This is a genomic window from Kitasatospora sp. NPDC092948, assembly GCF_044754805.1.
Classification (GTDB): domain Bacteria; phylum Actinomycetota; class Actinomycetes; order Streptomycetales; family Streptomycetaceae; genus Kitasatospora.
Window position 1 is genome coordinate 86,015 of sequence record NZ_JBIVPU010000015.1, and the last position, 25,455, is coordinate 111,469.

Here is a 25,455-nt window from a genome sequence, read left to right on the forward strand (position 1 = left end):
GTCAGCCCGTGGTGGTGCGCGCGAACCAGGTGCGGGTCTCGTCTGCGGTCAGCACCCGGACGAGTTCGGCCCGGCCGGGGAGCATCGGGAAGAACCGGTCGGCGTTCCAACTGCGCGCGTAGCCCGGGTCGTCCAGCACCAGCAGGCGGTGGCCGTCGACCACGGGTATGTCGTCGGGCGTTCCCTCGTTCCAGATCCGGCTGCCGTCGGGGGCGAGCAGTTCGAACGCGCCGGTGGCGACGACGCCGCTGCGGCTGCCGTCGGCGGGCGCGGGGTCGGCGGCGAGGCGGACGCTGTCCGCGGACGGCGCGGTGCCGGGGAGGTGGCCGCCGCCGATCAGCACGTGCGCGAGCAGGGTGTGCAGCTGGAAGTTGTCGCCCATACCACCGATCCGGACCAGGTAGCCGGTGCCGGTGGGCCGGTGCAGCACCAGCACGGGCTCGTCGTCCAACACGGCCAGCATCGACGTCAGGCACTTGAGGTCGTGCCCCTCCAGCGCCTCCAGTTCCCGGGAGGCCGGCAGCAGCGCGGCCGCGTACCGGCGGCGCACCTCGGCGCTGCGGCCCAGCACGGCCAGCGCGGGCGCCTGCCACCGCTCGACGGTGCACCAGGCGAGGGCGAGCCGCAGCGCCTCGTACTGGTCGTCGCCGAGCCGGGCGAGCAGCGCGTCGTCGATCGACTCCTCGTCGGGCTCGGGGAGTTCGTCGCTGCCGGCGGCCCGCCAGCGGGCGACGAATTCCAGCGCGGCGGCCAGTTCGTCCCGGACGGCGGCGAGGATCGGCTCCGCGCAGGCGGCGGGGTCGGCGCCCTGTTCGACGCAGAACCCGGCGGCGACGGCCAGCATCGCCTTCGGCCCGACCGGCGGGAACTGCGGGAGCAGCCCGGCCAGTCGGGGCCCGGCCGCAACGCACTCTGCGGCCTCGGCCTGCTGCAGGGCATGGATCGCGGCGCCGAAGGCCCGCTCGGTGCGGTCCCCGTCGCGGGCGGCGACGGACTGTTCCAGCTCGGTCAGGGCGTCGGCGAGGCCGGAGGACTTCTTTCGCTTGAAGATCACGGCCGCACCTTAGGGCAGCTCTCCGACAGCCCGCCGCCCGAGGTCTCACCCTCCGCCTGCCCTCCGCCCTGCTCTGCGCCCTGCTCGCCGCCTGGCACCTCGCACCGGAGCGCTTCACCTCCCCGTGGCGCACCGACGGCCCGCGACAGCCTCCGACCGTCGTCCCACCCGCCGCGCCCCGCCGCGCCGCGCCGCGCCCCACCGGAAAACCGTGTGCGCCCGGATGCCCGCGGAGGCTAGCGTCGGGCGTTTGCGGGTTCGGGGCTTCGGGTGCGATGCGGGGTGATGCGGGATGCGGCAGGCCGGTGGGCCGGGGCGGGCCGGTGGGCTGGGGCGGCAGTTCGGGCTGCTGTGGTCGGCGTCGGCGGTGTCGACGCTCGGGGACGGGATCGTCGCGGCGGCGGCCCCGCTGCTGGTGACGTCGCTGACCAGGGATCCGGTGCTGGTCGGCCTGGCGGTGTTCGTCCAGCAGGCGCCGTGGCTGCTGCTCGCCCCGGTGAGCGGGGTGCTGGTGGACCGGGTGGACCGGCGGCGGCTGACGGTGGCGATGAACGCGGCGCGGGCCGCGCTGACGGCGGTACTGGCGGGGGCGGTGTTCGCGGGCGCGGCCTCGCTGCCGCTGATCTACACCGTCGGTCTGCTGCTGGGCAGTTGCGCGGCGCTCGGCGACAACGCCTCGTCCGCGCTGGTGCCCGCCGTCGTCCCGTCCGAGCAGCTGCCGCGCGCCAACTCCCGGATCTTCGGCGCGTATTCGGTGCTCAACAAGCTGTGCGGCCCGCCGCTCGGCGCGGCCCTGTTCGGGGTGGCGGCGGGCCTGCCGATGGCGGTCGACGCGGCGAGTTTCGCCGGCGCCGCCGCACTGCTCTCGGCGCTGCGCCTGCTGCCGCGCGAGGAGCCGCCGAAGCAGGAACGCCTTCCGATGCGCCGTCAGTTCACCGAGGGCGCGCGCTGGCTGTGGGGGCAGCCGGCGGTGCGGACGCTGACGCTGGCGCTGTGTCTGATGAACGTGACGCTGATCGCCGGGTTCTCCGTCATGGTGCTGTACGCCCGTGAGCACCTGGGGCTGTCGGAGTTCGGCTACGGCGTGCTGATGGGGTCCGGGGCGGTGGGCGGCCTGCTGGGGGCGGTGCTGGCACCGCGTCTGCAGGCCCGGTTCCCGTCCTCGGTGCTGCTGCGGGTCGGCCTGGTGCTGGAGACGCTGACGCATGTCGGCCTGGCGCTGGCCGGTTCGGCATGGGTGGCGGGCCTGGTGCTGGCGGCGTTCGGGGTGCACGGCGCGGTGTGGATGGGCGTGGACCGGACGCTGGTGCAGCGGGCGGTGCCGAGTGAGCTGTTCGGCCGGGTGATGAGCGTCTTCATGGCGCTGGCGGTGGGCGGTTCGGCCCTGGGCGCCCTGATCGGCGGCCCGCTCGCCCGCGCTTTCGGCCTGACCGGCCCGTTCTGGTTCTCGGCGGTGGTGATGGCACTGCTGACGCTGTTCGCGTGGCGCCCGTTCAACCGCTCCATCGACGACCCCGAACCGTCCGCCGCCGCCGTCCCGCAGCCCGCACCGGTCGCGAACTGACGGCCCGTCCGGCCCCGCCTGCCGCCGCGGGCCGGGCCGACTGCGGTATATCTGGCGGGCAGTGACGGCGGCGAACGGGGCGAGGTGGCTACGGGTGATCCGGCGGCGGGTGCTGGTGTCGGGCACGGTGCAGGGCGTGTTCTTCCGCGACTCCTGCCGCCAGGCGGCCCAGCAGGCAGACGTGGTCGGCTGGGTGCGCAACCTCCCGGACGGCCGCGTCGAGGCGGTGTTCGAGGGTGACGACGCCCCGGTGGAGCAGATGGTGGCCTGGATGCACCACGGCCCACCCCGAGCGGCCGTCCGACACGTCGAGGTGCTCCCGGAGCCGCCGGAGGGGCTGCTGGTCTTCGCCGTCACCGTCTAGACGAGTGGTTCCGAAGTCGGCTGGTGGGCGTAGACGATCGGGGCGGGCCGTTTCGGCAGCCTCGGCCCCGATCTGGGGTGGGGTCGTCCTGAGGTCGCAGGAGGCGCTTCTCTCGGCGGTCGAGCCCGGCATGCCCTCACGGACAGTCAAGATTCTTAGCAACGTATGCTGTTGCGGCTCTGGTGTTTCTGGGCGTCCGTCGACGCACGCGGGAGCTGTTCGTCCGCCCAGGACTGCCGTCCTGTGACGAGAGGCTTGCTCATGGCTCCACGAGACGTTGTTGTGCTCGGTTCCACCGGTTCCGTGGGACGGCAGTGCGCCGCAGTCGTTCGCGAGCATCCGGGTGAGTTCGCCATTGCGGGGCTCGGGGGCCGGCGGTGGCAGTGTGGAGGTCTTGGCCGAGCAGATCGTGGAGTTCCGGCCGCGGACCGTCGCGGTGAGCCGCGCCGGGGCGGTGGCCGAAGTGCGCGCGGCTGTTGACGCCATGGTCGCGCACACCTCGAGCGCGGGTTTCGTCCACCCCGAGTACCTCGGCGGCGACCAGGCATTGGCCGAGCTGGCTACGGTGGAGTCCGACGTTGTCCTCAACGGCATCACCGGTGCCGCCGGGCTGCCCGCCACCCTGGCGGCGCTGCGGGCGGGACGGGTCCTCGCGCTGGCCAACAAAGAGTCGTTGATCATGGGCGGGGAGCTGGTCAAGCGCGAGGCCGCGCCGGGCCAGCTTGTGCCCGTGGACTCCGAGCACTCTGCCCTCGCCCAGGCGCTGCGCAGCGGCCGGCACTCCGAGGTGAAGCGGCTGGTGGTGACGGCGACCGGCGGACCCTTCAGGGGTATGAAGCGCGAGGAGTTGAAGCACGTCACCGTGGAGCAGGCCCTGGACCACCCGAAGTGGTCCATGGGGCCGGTGATCAGCATCAACTCCGCGACCATGGCGAACAAGGGCCTGGAGATCATCGAGGCCAACCTGCTGTTTGACATCGGCTACGACAAGATCCTGGTCGTCGTCCACCCTCAGGCGTACATCCACTCGATGGTCGAGTTCCATGACGGTTCGACGATCGCCCAGGTGAACCCGCCGGACCTGCGGCTGCCGATCGCTCTCGGCCTGAAGTGGCCGGACCGCATGGCGGACGTCGTGCCGGGGGTTGACTGGACCCTGGCCCACACCTGGGAGCTCAGTCCGCTCGACGAGGACCTGGGCCCCATGGTCTCGCTTGCCTTCACCGCCGGTCGGCTCGCCGGAGCAGCGCCAGCGGTCTACAACGCGGCGAATGAGGTATGCGTCGACGCGTTCCGAAACTCGCGGATACCGTTCCTGGCTATCCACGAAGTGGTCGAAGCGGTCATTTCCGAGTACGAACCGCCGCACGAGCGGCTGACTTTGGAGTCGCTGATGGAGTACGACACGACAGCCCGCAGGCAGGCGGGGCAGGTAATCGCCCAGCGCTTCGGGTAAATCCGAAGTTCCGCCCCGTGAAAGGGGCGAGGGTGTCCAAGATCGGCCTGTGGCGACTGACCTGAACACCCTCTTGACCGCGCTGTACGTGAAGATCGACGACGAGATCGGAGGAACGCGATGGATGGGCCGCCCGCCCCTGCTCAGCTACTCCGAACTCGTCTGCCTCGCGGTCGCGCAGGCACTCCTCGGCCACCACTCCGAGGCCCGCTGGCTGCGCCACGCCCGCAAACACCTGAGCGGCATGTTCCCCTGCCTGCCCCATCGTGCGGGCTACAACAAGCGACTCCGTTCGGCGCTTCCGCTGGTCAAACGCATGGTCCGAAAACTCGCCCGGGACAGCGACCTCTGGACCGATACGGTCTGGATCACTGACTCCACGCCGGTGCCGTGCGGACTGTCCCGTCCGACCGTGAAACGCTCGGACCTGGCCGGCTGGGCCGACTGCGGCCAGGAGCTGTCCGGCCGATCATGTGACTTTCGCCTGTTCCGGTCGTTGGCTCAGGCATGGGCGGGGTGATCTGACTGATGCCGAGTGGGAACGGCTGCGGCCGTTCCTGCCGGTCAGAAACAGGCGTTGTGGCCGGTGGCGGAACCACCGGCAGGTGATTGACGGGATCCTCCACTGAGTTCGGACCGGCGTGCACTGGCGCGACCTGCCCGAGCGGTTCGGCCCGTGGACGACGGTCCACGAACGCCACCGGTTGTGGCCGGCCGACGGGACATGCGAACGACTGCTCCAGCAGGTCCGAGGCGGACGCGGCCGTCGGGATCGACCGGGACATCTCGGTGGACTCCACGATCGTCCGGGCTCATCACCACGCGGCCGGTGCACGCATCGATCCGCCGCCGGCCCTCGCTCCAAAGGGAGCTGGAGCGGGAGAACACCAGGGCGGGACGCCGTGGCAGAGTCTCGTCGCCCGCCTGGCGGAGGTGGTGCCGGAGGTGAGGGCCTTGGCCGCTCGCGGGGCGGGTTCACCGGCAAGATCCACCTGAGTGCGGACGGCCGCTGCCGCCCGCTGTCCCCGATCCCCACCGCGGGACAGCGGGCCGACTGCACGCGGTTCAAGCCTGTACAGGAGAAGATCCGCGTCCCGCAGATCGGTCCGGGCCGGCCTCGGACCAAGCCGGACAGTCTGGCCTCCGACAAGGCATACAGCAACGGGCCGTGCCGCGACCACCTGCGCAGACGCGGTATCCGGCACACGATCCCGGAGCCAGCAGCCCAAGCCGGACGCAGTTCACGCACGCAGCAGACCCAGGACGGCCCCGGCGGCCGCGGCCGGATCGTCCACCTGCACCCACGAGTACTCGTCCGAGACGACGAACGGCGACTCGCCAGCCGCCCGGCACTCGATCTCAACGGCTTCGAGGCTGCCTTCAAGTCGAATCGAGAAGCCTGCTCTGCCACTGCTGCTGCTCAGGCGCCCGATCACCAACTCAGGCACCTGAGTGGACACCAGACGAAGTACCTCACCCACCGGGCCATCCACATCGCCCGTCCAGAACTCTGTTTCCACGCCGGCGATCATTCCACTGCTTGATCGGCCGGACAGCTCCTAGGTGTACTGACCACGGAGGTTGGCGAAGGGGGCTCACGGCACGGCGATCCTGAAATGGGTGCGGGCCCTCTGGCCAGGTGCGGATTGCGACATCTGCACCAGCGACCCCAAAGGCCCTCGTGCCACACCGCAACGCACCGCTGACCGAGACCGGCCGGCTGCGCCCGGCCCGCTGCGCGGCCGAGGGCGGCTGGCCACCGCGACGGGCCGCCGAACGTTTCCAGGTCTCGCCGACCGCCACCGCGCGCTCGGCGAGGCCAGCTTGGTCGACCGCTCCAGCCGTCCGCACCGCAGTCCGCACCGGCACTCGGCCCGCACCCATACGACGCATCGTCAAAGTCGCGTGCTCCGCCGCCGGGGACCCGCCCGCATCACCCCCTCCTTTGGGGCACGGGGAGCAGCTGCGGGCTGTCGCCGCACTGGCCCGGGGTGATCGGCGGCGCGAGCGGTCGGTCGGCGTCCGCCTGCGCCGGCGAGGTGGACTCTGCGGGTCAGACCGCCCCGGGAGCTGCCAAGTTCTTCATCGTGGCGCTTACTGCCGGGCCGTCGACCTTTTCGGAACCCGGGGCGTTCTCCGCGGAGCCCGGCCGCGGGCCGGCGGCCGCGGCCCGAGGTCGAGTCGACGCCGACCGTGCTCCGGTCCACCCGGCCCCGGGCATCGGCGTCAGCCCCCCGGCGTCGGCGTCGGCGCCGGCGGCGGCGGTTCAGTGTCCGGCGGCGGGGCCGTCGAGGGCGAGGGTGGTCTCGTCGACGCGGCGGAAGCGGCCGTCCGGGGCGAACTCGCCGAAGAGGTGGACCTCCATGTGGAGGGTGGAGCCGTCTTTCATGGCGATGGTGACGGTGTGCCGGTCGGCGTAGTGGTCGCCGTCGAAGAGTTCCTGGTGGACGTCGATCACGCCGGAGGCGACGGTCTCGCGGAGGTGGGCGATGTGGGCGAGGAAGGCGTCGCGGTCGAGGGGGTTGCCGTCGGTGTGCTGGACGTAGTCGGGGGTGATGTGGCGTTCGGCGGCCTCGTCCAGGTCGAGGTCCGGGGAGAAGACGAGGTCGTTGAGCGCGGCGCGGATGTCGGTACGAGGCATGGGCACGCTCCCTGGGTCGGACGGCGGCGGCTGATCCTCAACTCCCCTTAAATCAAAGGAGTTTCGTGCTGCGTGACAGTACGGCACCGGCCCGCCGCCGGGAAGACGGCACGCCGTGTGCGCGGAGCCGCTCGCCCGTCGGGGCTACTGCGGCGGCCGGTAGGGCCACACCTTGTCGGGGCTACTGCGGCGGCCGGTAGGGCCACACCTCGTCGGGGAAGACCCGGGCGAACCAGTGGGGTTGGACGTCGCGCAGTCGCAGGGTGCGCCACCGGGTCGGGTCCTCGGGGACGGGGACGCCGACCTCCACGTCGGGGCCGTACGCGAACAGCCGTTCCTGGCAGACGCCGCACGGGGCGAGCACCCAGAATCCGCGGCCTTCGTCGGCGGCGGTGACGCACACCGAGGCGACCACCCGGCGGTCCAGCTTGAACGCCTCGCAGATCGCCCCGGTCTCGTGGCACAGCCGCACCGCGTTGTTCGGCGGTTCGGGCGCGGTGCTGGTCAGCACGGTGCCGTCGTCCAGGCGCAGTGCCGCCGCGCCGGCCCACTCCTGTCCGGGGAAGCGGCGGCGGGTCAGTTCGATCGCGGCGTCCACGAGTTCCTTGTCGATGGCCATGCCGGGGACCTTATCCGAGCACAAAAACGCTTGCGAGCGCGTTCCCGGCTTGACCAGACTCCGGCCATGACCAATCAACTGGACGCTGTCAAAGCAGATCTGACGACCTATCTGCAGGACGCCCGGGATGCGGTGCTGTGGAAGCTGGAGGGCCTGTCGGAGTACGACGTCCGCCGCCCGGTGACTCCCTCGGGAACGAACCTGCTCGGTGTGGTGAAGCACCTGACGGGCGCGGAGGCCCTGTACTTCGGCGAGAGCTTCGACCGTCCCTTCGACGGCGCCCCGGGCCTGTGGGTGGCGGGTACCGACGAGGCCAACGGCGACTTCTGGGCCCGCCCGGAGGAGAGCCGCGAGACCGTGATCGCCGAGTACCGCCGTGTCTGGGCGCACGCCGACGCCACCATCGACGCGCTCCCGCTGGACGCGCTCGGCCAGGTTCCCTGGCCCCCGCGCAACAAGCTCACGCTGGCCCGGATCCTGCTCCACATGGTCGCCGAGACGCATCGCCACACCGGCCAGCTCGACCTGGTCCGCGAGCTCGTCGACGGCTCCACCGGCCTGCGCCCGGGCGACCCGGTCCTCCCGGACGTCGCCGCCGACTTCTGGCCGGCCCACCACGCCCGGGTCGAGCAGGCCGCCCGTGCGGCGGCCGTCGCGGCGGGCGAGAGCGTCCCGGACTGACGGCGCCGTACCGCCGGCCACCCAAAAGAGTGGCCGGCGGAGGCATCGGAGCACCGGGCTGCCGAATCGGAGGATGTCGCCGGCCACTTCTCAAGGCACGCCGACGGCCGGTTCGGGAGGTGTCGGAGCGTCAGCTGTCGAAGCCGAGGCCCAGGGTGTCCATGGTCTTCAGCCAGAGGTTGCGGCGGCCGCCGTTGCGGTCGGCGCGGTCCAGGGACCACTTGGTGATCCCGATGCCGGCCCAGCGGACGGGCTCGGGCGGGAACGGCAGCGGCTTGCGGCGGACCATCTCCAGGGTGGTGCGCTCGGTGGGCTTCCCGTCGAGCAGGTCGAGCATGACCTCCGCGCCGAACCGGGTCGCGCCGACGCCGAGTCCGGTGAAGCCCGCCGCGAGGGCGACCTTGCCGTGGTACGCGGTGTCGAAGAACGCGGAGAACCGGGTGCAGGTGTCGATCGCGCCGCCCCAGGCGTTGGTGAAGCGCAGGCCTTCGAGCTGCGGGAAGGTCTCGAAGAAGTGCCGGGCGAGGGTCCGGTAGGTGGCCGGCCGGTGGTCGTACTCGGAGCGGACCCGCGCGCCGTAGTGGTAGATCGCGTCGTAGCCGCCCCACAGGATCCGGTTGTCGGCGGACATCCGGTAGTAGTGGAACTGGTTGGCGCTGTCGCCGACGCCCTGCCGGCCCTGCCAGCCGATCGCGGCGAGCTGCTCGTCGCTGAGCGGTTCGGTCATCAGCGCGTAGTCGTACACCGGCACGGTGTAGGGGCGGATCCGCTTGATCAGCGAGGGGAACACGTTGGTGCCGAGCGCGACCTTGCGGGCGAACACCCGGCCGTAGGGGGTGCGCACGGCCATGCCGGAGCCGGCCTCGGCGATGTCGGTGGCCTTGGTGTGCTCGTAGATCCGGACGCCGAGCTGCTCGCAGGCCTGCTTGAGGCCCCAGGCGAGCTTGGCGGGGTGGACCATCGCCACGCCGTCCTTGTCCCACAGCGCGCCGAGGTAGGTCGGGGAGTTCACCTGGGCGCGCACCGCGTCGGCGTCCAGGAACTCGTAGTCGCCGTACTCCTTGGCGAGTTCGTACAGTTCGGCGAGTTCCTCGACCTGGTGCGGCTCGGTGGCGACGTCGAGTTCGCCGGTGCGCTCCCAGTCGCAGTCGATGCCGTACTTGGTGACGGCGTCCTCGATGGACTGCAGGTTGCGGGCGCCGAGCTGTTCGAGCGCGGCGAGTTCGTTCGGCCAGCGCTCGTAGCCGTTGCCGAGGCCGTGGGTGAGGCTGGCGGCGCAGAAGCCGCCGTTGCGGCCGGAGGCGGCCCAGGCGATCTCCTGGCCCTCGATCAGGACCACGTCGCAGCCGGGGTCGCGTTCCTTGGCGATCAGCGCGGTCCACAGGCCGCTGTAGCCGCCGCCGACGACCAGCAGGTCGCAGCGGACGTCTCCGGTGAGCGCCGAGTTGGCCTGCGGACGACCGGGGTCCTCCAGCCAGAACGGGGTGGGCTTGGCGTCCCGCAGGGCGTGTACGGGGTCCATGTTCTCGGTTCCTTGCCTTGGGAGGGGCGCCGGCCCGGCCGTGGGGGCGGCCGGGCCGGCTGCTGTGCCGGTTGGCGGCGGTTATCGGTCCTCGTCCTCGGCCGTCTCCGGGCCGAGGTTGATGGTGTAGACCTTGCGGAGCGTCTCGTGGACGGTCCACGTGGTGCGGTCGCCTTCGCGCAGCACCGCGAGGTCGCCGGGGCCGACCTCCAGGACGGGGCCGTTCTCGAAGGCGATGGTGGCCCGGCCGCTGAGGACGACGAACATCTCGTCGGCCTCGGTGTCGGTGACCACGCCGGGGGTGATCTGCCAGATGCCGCGGATCTGGCGGCCGTCGGCGGACTCCCAGACCACCTTGCCGGTGACCTCGGGGGTGCCGGAGACGATCTGCTCGGCGTCGAGCGGTTCGGGTTCCAGCTCGGCGTCCGCGACGTTCAGGGCGAAGCTGTTGATCATGCCTCGACGCTATCCGTTCCGCTGCCGGCCGCGGCCTTGTCACTGTGTGCCGAGTCCGGCTGCCGCTCTGACAGGCCGTACGCCTCCGCACCGGCGGCCGACTCGACGGCCCCGCGCTCGACGGCGGCGGCGTCCCGGGCGGCCTTGCGCATCGACAGCACGGGGTAGAGCACCACCGCGCCGGCGACCACGATCAGGCAGTACACGACGGCCTTGGCGCCCTCCGCGTTGTACTGCTCGATGGCGGCCCAGACGCTGACGGCGGTCAGGCTGACGGTGATCAGGCCGACGCTCCACCAGCCGCCGGGGATCTTGTACGGGCGCTCCAGCTCGGGCTCCCGGATCCGCAGCATGATCAGCGCGGCGACCTCCAGCAGGATGCCGATGTTGGTGAGGAAGACGTCGAAGATCACCAGGTTGCTGAAGCTGGAGAAGCAGAACAGCGCGTAGATGACGGACGATCCGATGATCGACGCCATCGGCATCTTGTAGCGCTTGCTCTCCTTGGAGACCCACTTGGGCAGGTAGCCGTCCTGCGAGAGCGCGGAGGGCAGCCGGGAGTACGAGGCGAGCAGCGCGGAGAACATCGCGACCGAGGCGAACAGGCCGCCGATGGTGACGGTGTACTGGAGCCAGGGGCCGGCCAGCTGGCCCGCGATGTCGGAGAACGAGCCGTCCTTCCAGCCCTTCCAGCCGTTGTCGCCGTCCGCGCCGACCGCGAGGGCGCCGACCGAGGGCAGCAGGTAGCCGACGATGATCAGCAGCACCGACCAGAACAGCGCCTTGGGCAGGTGCTTCTTCGGGTTCTCCATCTCACCGGCGACGGTGGAGACCGAGTCCCAGCCGGAGTAGTTCCACATCACGATGAACAGGCCCGACCCGAAGGCGTTCCAGGTGGACTGGCCCTGGTCGGCGGTCAGTGAGGAGACCGGGTTGATGCCGTCGGTCAGCAGGTGGTAGCCGCCGATCGCGGTGAGGATCAGCATCGGGGTGAGGCAGATGATCGCGAACACCACCGAGGAGTCGCCGACCCAGCCCGCGCCCATCAGGTTCAGCAGCGTGAAGATCACGATGACGCCGACGCAGATCACCCAGTTCAGGTCGATCTTCAGCCCGAGGATCTCGAACAGCACGTGCTCGCCGGGGGCGACCGCGCTGATCAGGCTGGACAGGTACGAGGTGAACATGACCGGGTAGAGCGCCATGTCGACGAAGCTGCACACCCACTGCAACACGCCCTGCTGGAAGGCCCAGAACCGGCCGAGGCCGCGCTTGACCCAGTGGTAGTAGCCGCCCTCGACGGGGATGGCGGTGCCGAGTTCGGCGCAGACCAGGGCGTGCGGGACGCTGTAGATCAGTGGGGCGATCAGGATCAGCAGGATTCCCATGCCGGGCCCGGAGGTCGAGAACAGCGGCTCGATGCCGTAGGCGCCGCCGGAGACTCCGAAGAAGATCAGGGCGACGAGGGGAACCAGGCTCACGCGCTTGGGCGTTGCCCACCGGTTCTCCGGCGGGGCCACGGGGATGGCGGTCATTTTCACCTTGGCAATCGGGTTTCGGCACGAATGTGAGGTGCACGAGTCTGGTCGCCACTGTGACGTACGACAATCGTTCAATCTGTCAGACGTCTTGATGCCCCCCTGACACTCTGGCGGGCCCCGCCGGAAAACCGGCGGAGCCCACATCACCGCTGGTCAGGGGCGGTTAACACCCGCTCACGCAGCGCATCCGGAGTCCGCGAGCACGAAGTACCCGGCCGGGGACTCCTTCAACGTGTGAACCACGAACAGGTTCCACAGCCCCATGTTCTGGTTGGAGCCGTTGGCGTACGCGTACCCGCCGCTCTGGTGGGCCCGACCTGCGGCGACCTGGTTGTAGTTGTTGTCGGTGAAGCACCGGGGCGTGAACACGCTGCCGGCGGTGGTCCCGGTGACGGCCGAACTCGCCGTCCCCGCCTGCCCGTTGGCGTCCACCGCGGCCACCGTCCAGGCGTACCCGGTGCCCGCGCTGAGGCCGCTGTCGGTGTACGTGGTGCCGGTCGTGGTGCCGACCTGCGCGCCGCCCCGGTACACGGTGTAGGACGCCGCCCCGGCCACCGCGTTCCAGCTCAGCGAGGCGGTGGTGTCGGTGGTGCCGGTGACGGCCAGTCCGCCCGGCGCGGGCAGCTGGGCGCCGCCCCCGTTGTCACCCCCGCCGTTGTTGCCGCCGCCGCTGCCGTCCAGGCCCCAGAACAGCCCGGTCCAGTACGACGAGCAGATGGTGTTCAGGAAGTAGGCGCCGCTCTGCCCGCAGTTGGCGGTGCCGCTGCCCGGGCTGACGGGCAGTCCGTGGCCCATCCCGGAGACGCTGTACAGCTGGACGGCCGGCTTGCCGGCGGCGTCGTTGTACACGCTCAGCGTGGTGCTGCCGGGCAGCGACTGGGTGGCGGAGGCGGTCTGCGGGATGCCCCACACGTTGGTCCACTGGTCGCGCAGCTCGGTCGCGTTGACGGGGGCGACGGTGGTGTCCGAGCTGCCGTGCCAGATCGCCACCCGCGGCCACGGCCCGGTCCAACCCGGGTTGGACGCCCGCACCTTGTCGCCCCACTGGGCGGGCGTCAGGTTCTGGTTGGAGTTCTGGCAGCCGGACGCGGCGGCCTGCGCGGTGGCGCACTGCGCGGGCAGGCCGGAGGCGATCGAGCCGCCCGCGAACACGTCCGGGTAGTCGGCCAGCAGGTCGGCGGCCATGCCCGCGCCCGCCGACAGGCCGGTGACGTACACCCGGGACGGGTCGCTGCCGTACAGCGCCACCGCCTTGTCGACCATCTGCTTGACCGACAGCGCCTCGCCCTTGCCGCGGGTGTCCTTGCTGCTGTCGAACCAGGAGAAGCAGGACAGCGCGTTGTTGGTGGCGCCGGTCTGCGGGAAGACCACCGCGAAGCCCCAGCGGTCGGCGAGCTGCGCCCAGCCGGAGTTGTTGTAGTAGTCGGTGGCGGTCTGGGTGCAGCCGTGCAGCGCCACCACCAGCGGCTTGCCGGTGGCCAGTCCGCTCGGGACATAGCTGTACATCGCCAGGTTGCCGGGGTTGGTGCCGAAGCCGGTGACCTGGCCGAGGCCGGCCGCGGAGGCCTGCGGCGCGCCGGTCAGCATCCCGGCGGTCAGCACCGCTCCTGCCACCAGCGCCTTCGCCCAGCGTCCGATCCGTCCTGCCCTGCTCGCGTGTCCTGCCCTGCTCGTGTGTCGTGCCATGTGGGGGTTCCGTTCTCGCTGTGTGCTCGTGGGCCGGGGTGGGGGGTGGCCGAGCACGGTTGGCGTGAATCATCGGCGCGCCCCGGGCGGCCGCCCATGGCCCGGTGCACCACCGGCGGGCCGTCCGGCATGGTGGCGGCGACCATTGAGGCCACGTCGGCCGGGCGGCCCCGCCCGTGCCTCCCACACCCGGGCACCTCGCCCGGGTACCGTTCACCGGGTCATGCCCACGATCACCGACGCACCGGATCCGGCTCGGCCCCGCACGGTGCTGAGCACCATCAGCCTCCTGTCGCCGTTCCTGCTGATCGCCCTGGCCGCGGCGGCCGACTCCGAGACGCCGGCCGGTCAGCGCTACGACCGCTTCGTGGTGGCCGCCCCCGCGCTCGCCGCCGCCAGCTGGGGCCCGCTGGGGACGCTGATGATCGGCGTGATCGCGGTGCTGACGGAAGTGCTGCTGGCCCTGATCCGGGAGGGCGTGGTCGGTGCGTCCGCCGTCTCGGTGATCGCCGCGACCGTCACCGTCTCGCTGGCCGCCGCGTACACCGCCGGGCAGCGGGTGCACCGCGAGCGCGACCTGGCGATGGTCCGCTCGGTGGCGCAGGCCGCCCAGGAGGTGGTGCTGCGCCCGCTGCCGGACCGGATCAACGGCGTCGACCTCGATCTGTACTACAACGCCGCCGCCGAACAGGCCCAGATCGGCGGCGACTTCTACGAGGCGGTCCGCACCCCGTTCGGGGTCCGGATCATCCTCGGCGACGTCCAGGGCAAGGGCCTGCCGGCGGTCGAGATGGCGGCGGCGCTGCTCGGCTCGTTCCGGGAGGCCGCCTACGACTCCAAGGACCTTCCGGCGCTGGCCAGCCGCCTGGAGACCGGCCTGAGCCGCTACGCCGAACGCGCCTCCTCCCCGGACGCCGCCGAACGCTTCGCCACCGCCGTCCTGCTGGAGATCCCCGACGACCGCCCCGAGGCCCGCCTGCTCAACTGCGGCCACCCGCCGCCCGGCCTGATCCAGCCCGACGGGGTCCGGCTCCTGGAGCCGGAACTGCCGCTGCCGCCGCTCAACCTGTCCGCGCTGGTGGCCTCCGACTACCGCACCCAGACCGTCCCCTTCGGCCCCGGCGACCGGGTGCTGCTCTACACCGACGGCATCTCCGAGACCCGCGACCGCAGCGGCGAGTTCTACCCCCTCACCGACCGGCTCACCCGCTGGACCTCCGACCCGTCCGCCCGGCTCCTCGACAACCTCCGCCGCGACCTCCGCCGCTACGCCGGCGGCCCCGCCGACGACGACGTGGCCGCCCTCCTCGCCACCCGCCACGCGCCTCCGGCCGACGACCCGTCGACCGACCTCGACTGACCGGGCGGTAGCCTCGGGGGCCGCTGCCGTCGACGAAGGAGCCCCGGTGTCCGAGGACCGTTCCGTGCCCCCGCTGCGGATCGCCGTGTTCGGCGCGGGCAGCATCGGCTGCCGCCTCGGCGGGGCGCTCGCCGCCGTCGCCGACGTGACGCTGATCGGCCGCCCGGACGCGATGGCCGAACTCGACCGCACCGGGCTGACGTTGACCGGCCCCGGCGACCGCCGGGTGCACGTCCGTCCCGCCACCGCCGTGGACGCCTCGGCCGCGGCGGGCGCCGACTACGTCCTGGTCACCGTGAAGTCCGCGGACACCGCCGGGGCCGCCCGCGCGCTCGCCCCGCACCTGGACGCCCGCACCACCGTGATCAGCTTCCAGAACGGCCTGCACAACGCCGAGTTGCTCGCCGCCGCCCTCCCGGACCGGCAGGTCCTGGCCGGCATGGTCCCGTACAACGTCGTCCGCACCGGAGCGGCCGCGTTCCACCAGGGCACCGACGGCCGCCTGATGCTGGAGCGCACCGCCGCCGCGGAGCAGCCCGCTGCACCCGAGCAGCCGCCCGCGGGCCGCGCGCCCGCCCGACGCAGCTCCCCCGCGGAGCGGTTCGCCGAACTCGCGCGGGCGGCCGGCCTGCCGGTGGAGTTGCGCGACGACATGCCGCAGGTGCAGGCGGCCAAGCTGCTGCTGAACCTGAACAACGCGGTGAACGCGCTGTCCGGCCGGCCGCTCCGTGAGCAGCTCGGGAGCCGGCCGTACCGGCTGGTGCTGGCGCGGTGTCAGCGGGAGGGGCTGGCGGCGCTCCGGGCGGCGGGGCTGGCGCCGGCCCGGCTCGGCCCGGTGCCGGCGGGGTGGATGCCGGCCGTGCTCGGGCTGCCGGACGGGCTGTTCCGGCGGCTCGCGGCGGCCAGTCTGCGGGTGGACGCGCAGGCCCGGTCCTCGATGTGGGAGGACCTGCAGCGCGGCCGCCGGACCGAGATCGGCGAACTCCAGGGCGAGGTGCTGGCGCTCGCCGAGCGGCACGGGCTGGCCGCGCCCGCCAACCGGCGGCTGCTGGAGCTGGTGCGGGCCGCCGAGTCCGCGCCGGCCCCGCCGAGCTGGTCGGGGCCGGAGCTGCTCGCCGCGCTGGACGATCAGGAAGTCTGATCGCCGGGCTGTCGCATCGTCACATTGTTGGTGTCGACCCGGCCGATCTGCAGGGCGATGCCGTTCACGTCGGCGCTGATCTCGTTGTGGACGACCGTCACGTCGACCCGCTGCCCGCCGCCCTGCGGGGCGATCTCGTCGAGCAGGGCGCGCAGTTCGGCGACGGCGGTCGGGTCCTCGCGCAGCACGGTGAGCAGGCGCTGTTCCCAGTCCTGGCGGACGTTCTCGCGGACCTCGGGCAGGCCGTTCTCCTCGGCGTCCAGCACCTCGGCGTAGGCGAGTTCGATGCGGGCCGCCTCGACCCGGCTCTCCCGGCCACGGGTGAGCAGCCGCCCGACCCGGTCCCGGACCTGGCCCCACAGGTCGGTGGCCACCGCACCGACCAGTGCCGTCGCTCCCGAGGCCGCCAGTTCGGCCAGTTCGGTCCCCACCATTCGCGCCGCCACCCCTCGTCGTCCGCAGGCTGCCGCCCCAAGCCTACTGACCCGCACCGACCTCCGTACCCGACTTTCCGCACCGGCCCCCGGCCGGTCGGGGAGACTGACGCCATGACCACCCAGTGGACCACCCACGGCGTCGAGTTGCTCCCCGGCGCTGTCCGCAAAGTCTTCCGCGAGGGCGCCGACGGGGAGCCGGACCGCGAGTGGCGGGCGCTCACCCTGCTCGACCGGTACGCGCCGGGCCTGGCGCCGCGCCCGCTGTCGCTGGCCGGCCGCACCGTCACCATGGCTCGGCTGCCCGGGGTCCCGCTGCGCGGAGCCGAGCTGACGCCCCTTCACCTGGATGCCCTGGCCCGCGCCGTCGACCGCCTGCTGCACGCCGTCCCGTCCGCCACGGCCGCCGCGCTCCCGGCGCGCCGCTGGTACGTGCGCGACTCGGTCGCCGCGATCCGCCGCCGGGCGGTGCGGGCCTCGTCGCCCGCGCTGGAGGAGGGCCTGCGCTGGCTGGCGGGCGCGGAGCCCGGGCTGCTGGCCGGCGCGGAGACGGGGGCGCCGGTGCTCGGGCAGGCGGACGGCAACCTGGCGAACTTCCTCTGGGACGGCGCCGACGTGCGGCTGGTCGACTTCGAGGACTCGGGGCGCAGCGACCGCCCGTACGAGCTGGCCGAGGTGGTCGAGCACCTCTCCGCCTGGGTGGACACCGATCTGGACGCGGCGGCGTTCCTGGGCCGCTTCGTGCTCGGTCCGGCGGAGTCGGCCCGGCTGTGGGAGTGCCGGCGGCTGTTCGCGCTGCTGTGGCTGGTGTTCCTGACGACCGATCCGGCGACGGAGGCCCGCAACCCGCCCGGCACCGCCGACCGGCAGGCCGCGCGGCTGCGGGCGCTGCTGGACTACTGAAGGGTCTTCTTCCGTACGGTCGAGCTGTGCCGGACCGTCATGCCGGCCTTCAGGTACAGGTCGAGCGCGCCGGTCGCGGAGTGCGTCCACAGGGTGCAGCCGGCCAGGCCGGCGGTGCGGCAGGCGTGGAAGGTGTGGTGCAGCAGGTGGCGGGCGATGCCGCGGTGGCGGTGACCGCCGTGGACGGCGACGTTCTCCACGTAGCCCTCGCCGGTGTCGGGGAGGTCGAGGGCGAGGGCGGCGCCGACCAGGCGGCCGTCGGCGAAGGCGAGCGGGGAGCGGTCGGCGGCGAAGGTGGGGCGGCGCACGGTGTGGGCGGCCCATTCGTCGAAGTCCTTGCGGCGCTGCTGCCATTCGTCGAAGGCGTCCTCGACGAGCCGGTGTGCGGCCTGCTCGTCCGCCGGGTCGCCGGCCCGGAAGGGGCGGACGGTGATGCCTTCGGGTGCGGGCGGCAGGTCGTCGGGGAGGTCGTCGAGGTCGATGGCCAGCAGCCAGCTGGTGACGGCGGGGCGGAAGCCGTGGGCGTCCAGCAGTGCGGTGGCGGCCGTGTCGCGGTCGGGGACGACCTGGGCGATTTCGGCGGTGCCGGTTTCGCGGGCCCGCTGTTCGATCCAGCGCAGCAGTGCGGTGCCGAGGCCGCGGCCGCGGTGCTCGGGGTGCACGTCGGCGTCGGTGCGGCGGTCGGTCCAGGCCCAGCCGGCGAGTCGGCCGTCGGCGGTGTGCACCAGCAGGGTGTCGGTGGCGGGGTCGAGCCCGGGGCGGCTCAGGACGGCGGTGAGTGCGCCGGCGTCGGTGGTCGCGGTGCCGCCGAGTGCGCGTTCGCAGGTGTTGACCAGGTGCTGGACGGCGGGGAGGTCGGTGGCCGGGTCGATCGGCCGGGCGGTGTAGCCGGCGGGCAGTCGGGCCTCTGCCATGGGACGGGCTCCTTCAGCCGGTGGTGATGACGGTGGTGGCGGCGTGCCGCAGCAGGGTGGGCAGTTGCCGCATGTCGGAGAAGAGTACGGTGCCGGGGCCGGTGAGCGCGTCGGCGCCGGTGGGGCCGCCGGTGTAGCCGAAGCAGCGCATTCCGGCGGCGCGGGCGGCCCGGGTGCCGGGGCCGCTGTCCTCGACCACCGCGCACACCTCGGGGGCGAAGCCCATGCGCTGCGCGGCGTGCAGGAACAGGTCGGGTGCGGGCTTTCCGTGCGCCACTTCGACGGCGCTGAAGATCCGTCCCTCGAACCGCTCGTACAGTCCGGTCCGGCCGAGGGTGTGCCGCATCTTCCGGTGCGTCCCGCTGGAGGCCACGCAGTACGGCAGGTCGAGCTCGGCGAGCGCCTCCACGATGCCGTCCACCGGCTCCAGTTCGGTGTCCACCAGTTCCCGGTGCCGCTGTTCGAACCGCTGCTCCCATTCGGCTGCGACGCGGTCGCCGAGCCGCGAGGCGACGACCTGCCAGGCGGCGGCGTGCGAGCGTCCGATGAAGTGCCGCACCACCTCGTCCTCGGTGAGCGGCCAGCCGAGCGCGGCGCCGACCTCGCACTGGACGCGGACGGCGATCCGCTCGCTGTCCACCAGGACGCCGTCGCAGTCGAAGATCACCAGTTCGACGGGCTTGCTCGATTCGATCATCGGATCAGCATAAGTGTGACACCCGAACGCCTGGGCGGGGGACGGAAATTGAGTTGCCGCCGGAGCGTGGTGTCGATCACGATCACCGCATGGACTTTTAGCAGATGCCACGCAGTGACCGCCGATCTGTCGCGCGATCGACCTCGCAGCCCCCGACCGGGCCCCGGGGCGATGCTTCGCGCCCTCGTGTGCACCCGCCGAACCGCGGGGGCCCGGTCCGGCCTGCGCGCCGGCCGTTGAGCGTCCCCGCCATGTCCTGAAAGCCATCACCCACATGCATACCGACCGCAAGGCCCAGTGGGCCGTGCGCCAGTCCGCCCTGCCCGCCGTCGTCCGGCCCTGCCCCGACTGCCCCGGCACCCGGCACCGCCCCACCGGCAGGATCCGGGTCAACGCGAGCGGCAAACTGCTCGACGTCTGGCTGCTGCTGAGCTGCGCCGGCTGCGACCGCACCTCGAAGGTCCCCGTCCACGAACGCGCCCACGTCTCGACGCTGGAGCCGTCCCGGCTGGTCTCCTACGAGACCAATGATCCGTCCGTGGTACGGGAGTTGACGATGAACGCCGCGCTGGCCGCGAAGCACGGCTACCGCCTGGACTGGACCGGCACCTGGTCGCTGGACGCCCGGACCCCACTGTTCGCCCTCGGCTCCCGCGCCCCGCTGCGCATACAGGTCACCTTCGACCTGCCCGCACCGGTCCGGGTGGAGCGACTGCTGATGCTCGGGCTCGGCCTCAGCCGGCCCCGGGTGCGACGCCTGACGACCGACGGCCTGCTCCGGCTGCCGCCGGGCCTGGGCGCCAAGGCACACCGGGACTTCGAGTTCACCCTCCACGGCCCCGCCGCACCGCCCGCCCCCGCCACCGAACTCCCCACCACCGCCCGATGGCCCCACCCGGAGGCCCTCGGAGCCTGACGATCCGTCAATCCGGCCTCCCGGGCCGGGCGTTCCTACGCCCACCCGGGAGGCCGTACCCGACCCCGCCGACACCCCACGGCTCCCGCGGCCGACGCCGAGCAGCCCGGCAGGTCCGGCGTTCCGACACCCGCCCCCGCGAGGCCGGCCGTGGCCGGCCTTCTCAGCCCAGCGTCAGCCAGGTGATCCCGGCCCGCGCCACCTCGGCCTGCTCGGCCGTGTCCAGCTCGGCCCGTCCGGTCGCCTTGCGCAGGAACGTCGCCCGGTCCCAGCCGAGCGCCGTCCGCACCGACGGCCCGTCAGCGTCCTTCAGCAGCAGGCTCTCCAGCACGTCGGAGGCCTCGTCGGTCAGCCAGGCCGGACGGTCGAGCGCGTCGGCCAGGTCGAGGCCGTGCACGGCCAGCTCCACCACCCGGGTGATCATGAACTCGGTGAGCAGCATCGGGTCGCCGTGCCGGGTCCGCACCACTCGCGTCCCGGCCTCCGCCTCGAACCGGGCCGCCACGTCCTGCCAGGTCCGCCCGAAGGCGGCGACCGCCTCGGTGTCGTCCTCCGCCGTATCACGGGCGAGCGCGATCCGCGCTTCGTTCGTCGCCGCGTCGAACCGCTCGTCGGGCCGGTAGTACCCCACCGCCGTCACCTCGGCCCGCCCGGGTTCGGGCGCGGCCAGCATCGCCTCCACCCGCCCGACGGCGACCCGGACGTGCGCCAGCAGCTCCACCACCGTCCACGGCTCGCACCGGGTGGCCCGGGACCGGTCCCCCGCTCCCAGTCCGGCCAGCGCCGCCCCGAGCGCCCCGGCCTCGGCCCGGAACGCCTGCTCCACCAGTTTCTTCTGCATGGCCGCCCACGCTACCCCTGCTCCACCGCCCGTCCCCCGCCGGGCGGTTCGGCCCGGCCCGTCGGACCTCACCTACGGGCGGGCGTCCGGATGGCCAGCACCGCCATGTCGTCGTGGCCGTCGCCGGGGTGCAGGTCGGCGAGGGTCTGCACCAGTTCGTCGAGCGGCCGGTCGGCGTGCGCGGCGGCGAGCGCGGCGAGGGCGGCGAGCCCTTCGTCGATGTCGCGGTCGGGGCGTTCGACCAGGCCGTCGGTGTAGAACAGCACGGTGGCGCCGCTGGGCAGCGGATCGGCGTGGTCGGGCCGTGGGACGTCGGGATCGACGCCGATCGGGATGCCGGGCTCGCCCTCCAGGTACCAGGCGCGCCCGTCGGGGTCGAGCACCAGCGGCGGCGGGTGCCCGGCGGTGCTCCAGTGCACCGTCCAGCCGTCCCCGGCGGCGGGCTCGATCCGGGCCAGGCACGCGGTGGTGACCGGCAGGTCGGTGATGTCCTCCACGGTGCGGTCGAGTTGGGCGAGCACCGAGCTGGGCGGGCTGCGGCGGTCGTACAGCAGCGCGCGCAGCATGTTGCGGGCCTGGGCCATCGCGGCCGCGGCGTGCAGGTCGTGGCCGACCACGTCGCCGATGACGGCGGCGCACGCCTGGTCCGGCAGGATCACCGCGTCGTACCAGTCGCCGCCGACCCCGGCCGGGTCGGCGGCGGTGCGGTACACGGCGGCCCCGGTGAACGGCGTCAGGTCCGGCAGTGTGGGCAGCAGCAGCCGTTGGAACTGCGCGGCGCTGTCCCGCATGTACCCGAACAGGCGGGCGTTCTCGATGGCGATGCCCGCCGCCCCCGCGAGCGCCCGCACCACTTCCTCGTCGGCCCGGTCGAACGGCCGCCCGTCCCGACGCTCCGACAGGTACAGGTCGCCGTAGATCTTCCCCCGGACGGTGATCGCCACGCCCAGCAGCGTCCGCATCGGCGGGTGGCCCGGCGGGAAGCCGACCGACGCCGGGTGCGCGCCGATGTCCTCCACCCGCAGCGGCTCGGGGTGGTGGATCAGGTGTCCGAGGACCCCGCGGCCGCGCGGGAAGTCGATCCCGGCCAGCGCCGCCCGCTCCTCCGGCGACAGCCCCGCCGTGACGAACTGCTCCAGCCGGTCCCCGGACGGCGCGAGAATGCCGAGCGCCCCGTACCGCGCCCCGGCCAGCTCCATCGCCGTCGTGACGATCCGGTGCAGCACCGCCGGCAGCTCCAGGTCGCCCCCGATGGCCAGCACCGCCGACAACAGTCCCTGCAACCGGTCCCGCGCCCCGGCCAGCACCAGCAGCTGGGCCGCAATGTCGTCCGCCTGCCCGGGCCCCGGCGTCACCTCGTTCACCACCCCACGGTACGCACCGCACCTCCCCCTGTCGGGGCAACACGCGCTGCGACCGGCAGACGGCCCGGGTCCTGCTCCCGGTCGGCCGGCCGCCTGCGCCGCCTCGGCGTGGTCCCCGAGGTACGCCACGAGGTCGTCCCCGAGGTTCGCCACGAGGTCGCACACGACCGCCACACACACCCGGCCCCCGACCTCGCCCCCCCCCCCGCAGCTCCCTGCGCATCGCCTCTGGTCGCGGCCGCCCCGGCCACGGTGATGTCGCAAAGCTGCCAGCCCCCTGCCCGAGGGGCCTGCTGGACTGGCCGGACCGCGAACGGCCTGACCCAGGACGGAATCCATGGCTCCCACCAGCACCGCTCCGCGTCCCCGTACGACCGACCGGGCGGCCCGGTCGCCGGTGGTCGAACGGCTCTCCGTCCTGGCGATCACGCTGGGGATCTTTTCGATCGTCACCACCGAGATCCTGCCGATCGGCCTGCTCACCTCGATCGGATCCGCCTTCTCCGTCTCGGACGGGATGGCCGGGCTGATGATGACCATGCCGGGGTTCCTCGCCGCGCTCGCGGCGCCGTTGGTCACCGCCGCCACCACCCGCATCGACCGCCGGGCGCTGTTGGGCGCGTTCATGGCCCTGCTGGCCCTGGCGAACGGCCTGGCGGCGGTTGCGCCGAACTACGGGCTGATCCTCTTGTCACGGGTCCTGGTGGGCGTCACCATCGGCGGCTTCTGGTCGATCGCGGCCGGGCTCGCCGACCGGCTGGTGCCTGCGCAGCAGGTCGGCCGCGCCGTCTCGGTGATCTTCGCGGCCGTCCCACTGGGTTCCGTTCTCGGGGTCCCGGTCGGCACGTTCCTCGGGGACGTGGCGGGCTGGCGTGCGGCGTTCGCCGTCCTGGGCGTGCTCTCGGTCGGTGTGCTCGTTCTCCTGCTGGCGGTCGTGCCGCCGCTGCCGCCGGTCGGGCCCGCCACCCGGTTGCGGGTGCTGGGCGGCCTGTTCGGCAGCGTGCACATCCGCTTCGCCCTGCTGATGACCCTTCTCGTGGTGCTGGCCCACTTCGGGGCGTACACCTATGTGACGCCCTTCCTCGAACAGGTCACGCATGCGGGCCCCGGACTGGTCACCGTCCTCCTGCTGGTCTACGGAGCCGCGGGCATCGTGGGCAACTTCCTCGGCGGCTCCCTGGTCGCCCGGCGTCCCCGCACCGGTTTCGGTGCGGCGGCCGCCCTGCTCGCCGGGGCCACGCTGCTGCTGCCGGTGCTGGGCGGCTCGAACGTCGGCGCGGTGGCCCTGCTGTTCGTGTGGGGTGTCGCCTACGGGGCGGTGCCCGTCTCCTCGCAGACCTGGTTCGCCAAGGCGGCCCCCGGTGCTCCCGAGGCGGCGTCGGTGCTGTTCACCGCCTCGTTCCAGGCGACGATCTCGCTCGGCGCGCTGGTCGGGGGCAGCGTCGTGGACCGCACGTCCCCGTCCGCCGTCATGACCCTCGCCGCCGTCACGGCCGGCCTGGCGGTCCTGACCGCGCTGTGCCACTTCGCTCGCGGCCTCACCTGGCCGGGCGGCAACCGCGCCTGACGGGTCGCCACCGTCACAGGCCCCGGAGGACGCGATCGAGGGCGGACCGGCCCACCGGCCCCCAGTTCGGCTGGCCGCCGGGCAGGCCCAGCTCCCCGTTCCGGCCCATCGACATCAGGAACAGGCTCTTCATCGCGGCCAGTCCGCGGGCCCGTCGCACCGACGCCTCGTCGGCCTGCCGGTAGCGGTCGAAGAACCGTGCGGCACCGCCCGCGGGGAGCAGCAGCCAGGCGGCCGAGAGGTCCCACGCCGGGTCGCCGGCGAAGAGTGCGCCGAAGTCGACGACGCCCGCCAGGGTGCCGTCCGCGACGACGACGTTCGCCGGGTGCAGGTCGCCGTGCACCCACACCGGCGGGCCCTGCCACGCCGGGGCGGCCACCGCTTCGCCCCACACCTCGCGGATCTCGCCGGCGAGGTCGGCGGGGGCCGCGCTCCGGAAGAAGTGTTCGAAGCCGCCCGTGCAGTCCCGGGGGTGGGCGCCGAAGTCCGAGGCGGGCGGCGCGTCGGCGGGCGCCTCCACGTGCAGCGCCCGGAGGAAGCCCGCCAGCGTCTCGGCCGCGTGGTCGCCGCGCGTGATCGAGCCGTGGTCCAGCGGCGTGCCCTCGACCCAGCTCATGACGGTCCAGATCCTGGGGAAGCGCTCGGACGGCGTCCCGTCCCGCACCGGCACGGGAATCGGCAGCGGCAGCCGCGCGGCCAGAGCCGGCAGCCACCGGCGTTCCTTGAGCTGAAGCTCGGGGCCGGTGTCCATGCGCTGCATCCGAACGGCCAGCTCGGTGCCGAGGCGCCACATCTGGTTGCCCCACCCGCCCGCCACCGCGCGGATGGGCAGCCCGGCCAGGTCCGGATGCTGCTCCCGGAGCAGATCGCGGACCATTTCCTCGCCGATCGCCGTCTCGGAGTCGCTCATGCCGAGGCACAGTACGTCAGGCCGACCGGGAGTCGACCACCCGTCACACCGGCACCGGCACCGGCCCGCCCGTCCTGCCGGCGCCGCCCGACCCCGGGTGCGAGCCACGCCGCCCGCTACGGGAGCGCGAACCGCCACATGTCGCGCAGCTCGCCGCCGACCTCCTGGTGCGCGGGCATCAGCTCCTCCCGCCGGTACCCGGCCCGTTCGGCGGTGCGCAGCGAGCCGGTGTTCCACGGCTCGACGTGCAACTCGATCCGCGGGACGGCGAGTTCGCCCAGCCCCCAGGCGGTGACGGCGTTCAGCCCGGCGAGCGCGACCCCTCGGCCCCGCGCGCCGCCGACCACCCAGTAGCCGGCGGTGGCATAGCCGCGCAACGGCAGTTCGCCGACCCACAGACCGACATTGCCGACGGCCTGCCCGTCGGCGTCCTCGATGACGAAGGGGTAGCCCGTCCCGATCTCGGTGCGCCGCCACTGCCGGTGCACGAACGCGTCGGCCTCCGCGTCGGAGTACGCCGCGGGCACGGTGGTGATCAGCGGAATGTACGGGTCGGTGGCCGCCTCCCGCAGCAGCGCGCGGTCCGTCAGTTCCCAGCGCCGCAGCCGGAATCCGTGCTCCGCCGCGATCTCCGGCACCACCCTGGGCATCTCCACCGGCCCATCCTGGCCCACCGGCCGTGGCGGCGGCCAATTCGGCGCCACGGCGACGGTGGTGGATGTGCCGGGCAGCACGGACACGGCCTGGCGGCAGTGCGCGGACCCGGCGGGTCCGGAAGGTCGAGCATCGCGGCGGGCCTGCACACGGCGCACGGGCGCGGCCCG

Annotated in this window: 26 protein-coding genes and 2 pseudogenes; 13 read left to right on the top strand and 15 right to left on the bottom strand. The window is 72.9% G+C overall.

Annotation, left to right across the window (positions count from 1 at the left end; genetic code table 11):
* Nucleotide 1: 1 nt before the first annotated feature.
* Nucleotides 2-1,054, bottom strand: a complete 1,053-nt coding sequence (locus ACIQF6_RS31030; RefSeq protein WP_400900953.1) for a hypothetical protein — start codon at nt 1,052-1,054, stop codon at nt 2-4.
* Between the two features lie 292 nt (nt 1,055-1,346).
* Here ACIQF6_RS31030 and ACIQF6_RS31035 point away from each other — a divergent pair, with 292 nt between their 5' ends.
* From ACIQF6_RS31035 to ACIQF6_RS31060, 6 genes and pseudogenes are all read left to right on the top strand, one after another.
* Complete coding sequence (locus ACIQF6_RS31035) at nt 1,347-2,618, top strand: MFS transporter (RefSeq protein WP_400900955.1); 1,272 nt, start codon at nt 1,347-1,349, stop codon at nt 2,616-2,618.
* 94 nt (nt 2,619-2,712) lie between these two features.
* Nucleotides 2,713-2,982, top strand: coding sequence for an acylphosphatase (locus ACIQF6_RS31040; protein WP_400900957.1), 270 nt, complete (start codon nt 2,713-2,715; stop codon nt 2,980-2,982).
* Between the two features lie 261 nt (nt 2,983-3,243).
* Complete coding sequence (locus ACIQF6_RS31045; protein ID WP_400900959.1) at nt 3,244-3,462, top strand: hypothetical protein; 219 nt, start codon at nt 3,244-3,246, stop codon at nt 3,460-3,462.
* Nucleotides 3,377-4,438: a 1-deoxy-D-xylulose-5-phosphate reductoisomerase gene (gene dxr, locus ACIQF6_RS31050; RefSeq protein WP_400900961.1), complete on the top strand. Its 1,062-nt coding sequence runs from the start codon at nt 3,377-3,379 to the stop codon at nt 4,436-4,438. Before ACIQF6_RS31045 ends, dxr begins: the two co-directional genes overlap by 86 nt.
* A 49-nt stretch (nt 4,439-4,487) precedes the next feature.
* Complete coding sequence (locus ACIQF6_RS31055) at nt 4,488-4,958, top strand: hypothetical protein (RefSeq protein WP_400900963.1); 471 nt, start codon at nt 4,488-4,490, stop codon at nt 4,956-4,958.
* Nucleotides 4,959-5,079: 121 nt separating this feature from the next.
* Nucleotides 5,080-5,163: pseudogene (locus ACIQF6_RS31060) on the top strand (transposase); the annotation flags it as partial.
* Nucleotides 5,164-5,679: 516 nt separating this feature from the next.
* Here ACIQF6_RS31060 and ACIQF6_RS31065 read toward each other — a convergent pair.
* Nucleotides 5,680-5,958, bottom strand: coding sequence for a hypothetical protein (locus tag ACIQF6_RS31065; RefSeq protein ID WP_400901074.1), 279 nt, complete (start codon nt 5,956-5,958; stop codon nt 5,680-5,682).
* Nucleotides 5,959-6,119: 161 nt separating this feature from the next.
* Here ACIQF6_RS31065 and ACIQF6_RS31070 point away from each other — a divergent pair.
* Nucleotides 6,120-6,373, top strand: a pseudogene (locus ACIQF6_RS31070) (IS481 family transposase); the annotation flags it as partial.
* A 331-nt stretch (nt 6,374-6,704) separates the two neighbouring features.
* Here ACIQF6_RS31070 and ACIQF6_RS31075 read toward each other — a convergent pair.
* Together ACIQF6_RS31075 and ACIQF6_RS31080 are read right to left on the bottom strand one after the other, a co-directional pair.
* On the bottom strand, nt 6,705-7,079 hold the full coding sequence (locus ACIQF6_RS31075; protein ID WP_400900965.1) for a nuclear transport factor 2 family protein: 375 nt from the start codon (nt 7,077-7,079) through the stop codon (nt 6,705-6,707).
* Between the two features lie 181 nt (nt 7,080-7,260).
* Complete coding sequence (locus ACIQF6_RS31080) at nt 7,261-7,698, bottom strand: cytidine deaminase (protein ID WP_400900967.1); 438 nt, start codon at nt 7,696-7,698, stop codon at nt 7,261-7,263.
* A gap of 66 nt (nt 7,699-7,764) precedes the next feature.
* Between ACIQF6_RS31080 and ACIQF6_RS31085 the strand changes: the two genes are divergently transcribed.
* Nucleotides 7,765-8,379 carry a DinB family protein gene (locus ACIQF6_RS31085; protein ID WP_400900969.1) on the top strand — a complete coding sequence of 205 codons (615 nt, stop codon included), beginning with the start codon at nt 7,765-7,767 and terminating at the stop codon, nt 8,377-8,379.
* Between the two features lie 130 nt (nt 8,380-8,509).
* Here ACIQF6_RS31085 and ACIQF6_RS31090 read toward each other — a convergent pair whose 3' ends face one another.
* From ACIQF6_RS31090 to ACIQF6_RS31105, 4 genes are all read right to left on the bottom strand, one after another.
* A complete protein-coding gene (locus ACIQF6_RS31090) occupies nt 8,510-9,901 on the bottom strand; it encodes an NAD(P)/FAD-dependent oxidoreductase (protein ID WP_400900971.1) in 1,392 nt (463 codons plus the stop codon).
* Between the two features lie 81 nt (nt 9,902-9,982).
* The gene (locus tag ACIQF6_RS31095; RefSeq protein ID WP_400900973.1) at nt 9,983-10,357 is read right to left on the bottom strand and encodes a cupin domain-containing protein; all 375 of its coding nucleotides are present in this window, start codon (nt 10,355-10,357) and stop codon (nt 9,983-9,985) included.
* On the bottom strand, nt 10,354-11,892 hold the full coding sequence (locus tag ACIQF6_RS31100; RefSeq protein WP_400900975.1) for an APC family permease: 1,539 nt from the start codon (nt 11,890-11,892) through the stop codon (nt 10,354-10,356). The genes ACIQF6_RS31095 and ACIQF6_RS31100 overlap by 4 nt, the downstream gene beginning before the upstream one ends.
* A gap of 180 nt (nt 11,893-12,072) precedes the next feature.
* On the bottom strand, nt 12,073-13,584 hold the full coding sequence (locus ACIQF6_RS31105) for a PHB depolymerase family esterase (RefSeq protein ID WP_400900977.1): 1,512 nt from the start codon (nt 13,582-13,584) through the stop codon (nt 12,073-12,075).
* 223 nt (nt 13,585-13,807) lie between these two features.
* Between ACIQF6_RS31105 and ACIQF6_RS31110 the strand changes: the two genes are divergently transcribed.
* Nucleotides 13,808-14,944: a PP2C family protein-serine/threonine phosphatase gene (locus ACIQF6_RS31110; protein WP_400900979.1), complete on the top strand. Its 1,137-nt coding sequence runs from the start codon at nt 13,808-13,810 to the stop codon at nt 14,942-14,944.
* Between the two features lie 46 nt (nt 14,945-14,990).
* On the top strand, nt 14,991-16,085 hold the full coding sequence (locus ACIQF6_RS31115; protein ID WP_400900981.1) for a 2-dehydropantoate 2-reductase: 1,095 nt from the start codon (nt 14,991-14,993) through the stop codon (nt 16,083-16,085).
* Here the strand turns inward: ACIQF6_RS31115 and ACIQF6_RS31120 are convergent.
* A complete protein-coding gene (locus ACIQF6_RS31120) occupies nt 16,073-16,519 on the bottom strand; it encodes a hypothetical protein (protein ID WP_400900983.1) in 447 nt (148 codons plus the stop codon). The genes ACIQF6_RS31115 and ACIQF6_RS31120 overlap by 13 nt on opposite strands.
* A gap of 114 nt (nt 16,520-16,633) precedes the next feature.
* Between ACIQF6_RS31120 and ACIQF6_RS31125 the strand changes: the two genes are divergently transcribed.
* Complete coding sequence (locus tag ACIQF6_RS31125) at nt 16,634-17,422, top strand: phosphotransferase (protein ID WP_400900985.1); 789 nt, start codon at nt 16,634-16,636, stop codon at nt 17,420-17,422.
* On the opposite strand, the gene ACIQF6_RS31130 is transcribed toward ACIQF6_RS31125, so the two are convergent.
* Nucleotides 17,416-18,336 carry a GNAT family N-acetyltransferase gene (locus tag ACIQF6_RS31130; RefSeq protein ID WP_400900987.1) on the bottom strand — a complete coding sequence of 307 codons (921 nt, stop codon included), beginning with the start codon at nt 18,334-18,336 and terminating at the stop codon, nt 17,416-17,418. The genes ACIQF6_RS31125 and ACIQF6_RS31130 overlap by 7 nt on opposite strands.
* Before the next feature lie 13 nt (nt 18,337-18,349).
* Nucleotides 18,350-19,033, bottom strand: a complete 684-nt coding sequence (locus tag ACIQF6_RS31135; RefSeq protein WP_400900989.1) for an HAD family hydrolase — start codon at nt 19,031-19,033, stop codon at nt 18,350-18,352.
* Nucleotides 19,034-19,307: 274 nt separating this feature from the next.
* Here ACIQF6_RS31135 and ACIQF6_RS31140 point away from each other — a divergent pair, with 274 nt between their 5' ends.
* Nucleotides 19,308-19,949 carry a DUF1062 domain-containing protein gene (locus tag ACIQF6_RS31140; RefSeq protein WP_400900991.1) on the top strand — a complete coding sequence of 214 codons (642 nt, stop codon included), beginning with the start codon at nt 19,308-19,310 and terminating at the stop codon, nt 19,947-19,949.
* A 163-nt stretch (nt 19,950-20,112) separates the two neighbouring features.
* Here ACIQF6_RS31140 and ACIQF6_RS31145 read toward each other — a convergent pair whose 3' ends face one another.
* On the bottom strand, nt 20,113-20,790 hold the full coding sequence (locus ACIQF6_RS31145) for a maleylpyruvate isomerase N-terminal domain-containing protein (RefSeq protein WP_400900993.1): 678 nt from the start codon (nt 20,788-20,790) through the stop codon (nt 20,113-20,115).
* 68 nt (nt 20,791-20,858) lie between these two features.
* Nucleotides 20,859-22,145 carry a PP2C family protein-serine/threonine phosphatase gene (locus tag ACIQF6_RS31150; protein WP_400901067.1) on the bottom strand — a complete coding sequence of 429 codons (1,287 nt, stop codon included), beginning with the start codon at nt 22,143-22,145 and terminating at the stop codon, nt 20,859-20,861.
* Nucleotides 22,146-22,491: 346 nt separating this feature from the next.
* Here ACIQF6_RS31150 and ACIQF6_RS31155 point away from each other — a divergent pair, with 346 nt between their 5' ends.
* The gene (locus ACIQF6_RS31155) at nt 22,492-23,721 is read left to right on the top strand and encodes an MFS transporter (RefSeq protein WP_400900995.1); all 1,230 of its coding nucleotides are present in this window, start codon (nt 22,492-22,494) and stop codon (nt 23,719-23,721) included.
* A 13-nt stretch (nt 23,722-23,734) separates the two neighbouring features.
* Here the strand turns inward: ACIQF6_RS31155 and ACIQF6_RS31160 are convergent, their stop codons facing one another.
* Nucleotides 23,735-24,631: an aminoglycoside phosphotransferase family protein gene (locus ACIQF6_RS31160; RefSeq protein WP_400900997.1), complete on the bottom strand. Its 897-nt coding sequence runs from the start codon at nt 24,629-24,631 to the stop codon at nt 23,735-23,737.
* 116 nt (nt 24,632-24,747) lie between these two features.
* Nucleotides 24,748-25,281: a GNAT family N-acetyltransferase gene (locus tag ACIQF6_RS31165; protein WP_400901069.1), complete on the bottom strand. Its 534-nt coding sequence runs from the start codon at nt 25,279-25,281 to the stop codon at nt 24,748-24,750.
* Nucleotides 25,282-25,455: the final 174 nt, after the last annotated feature.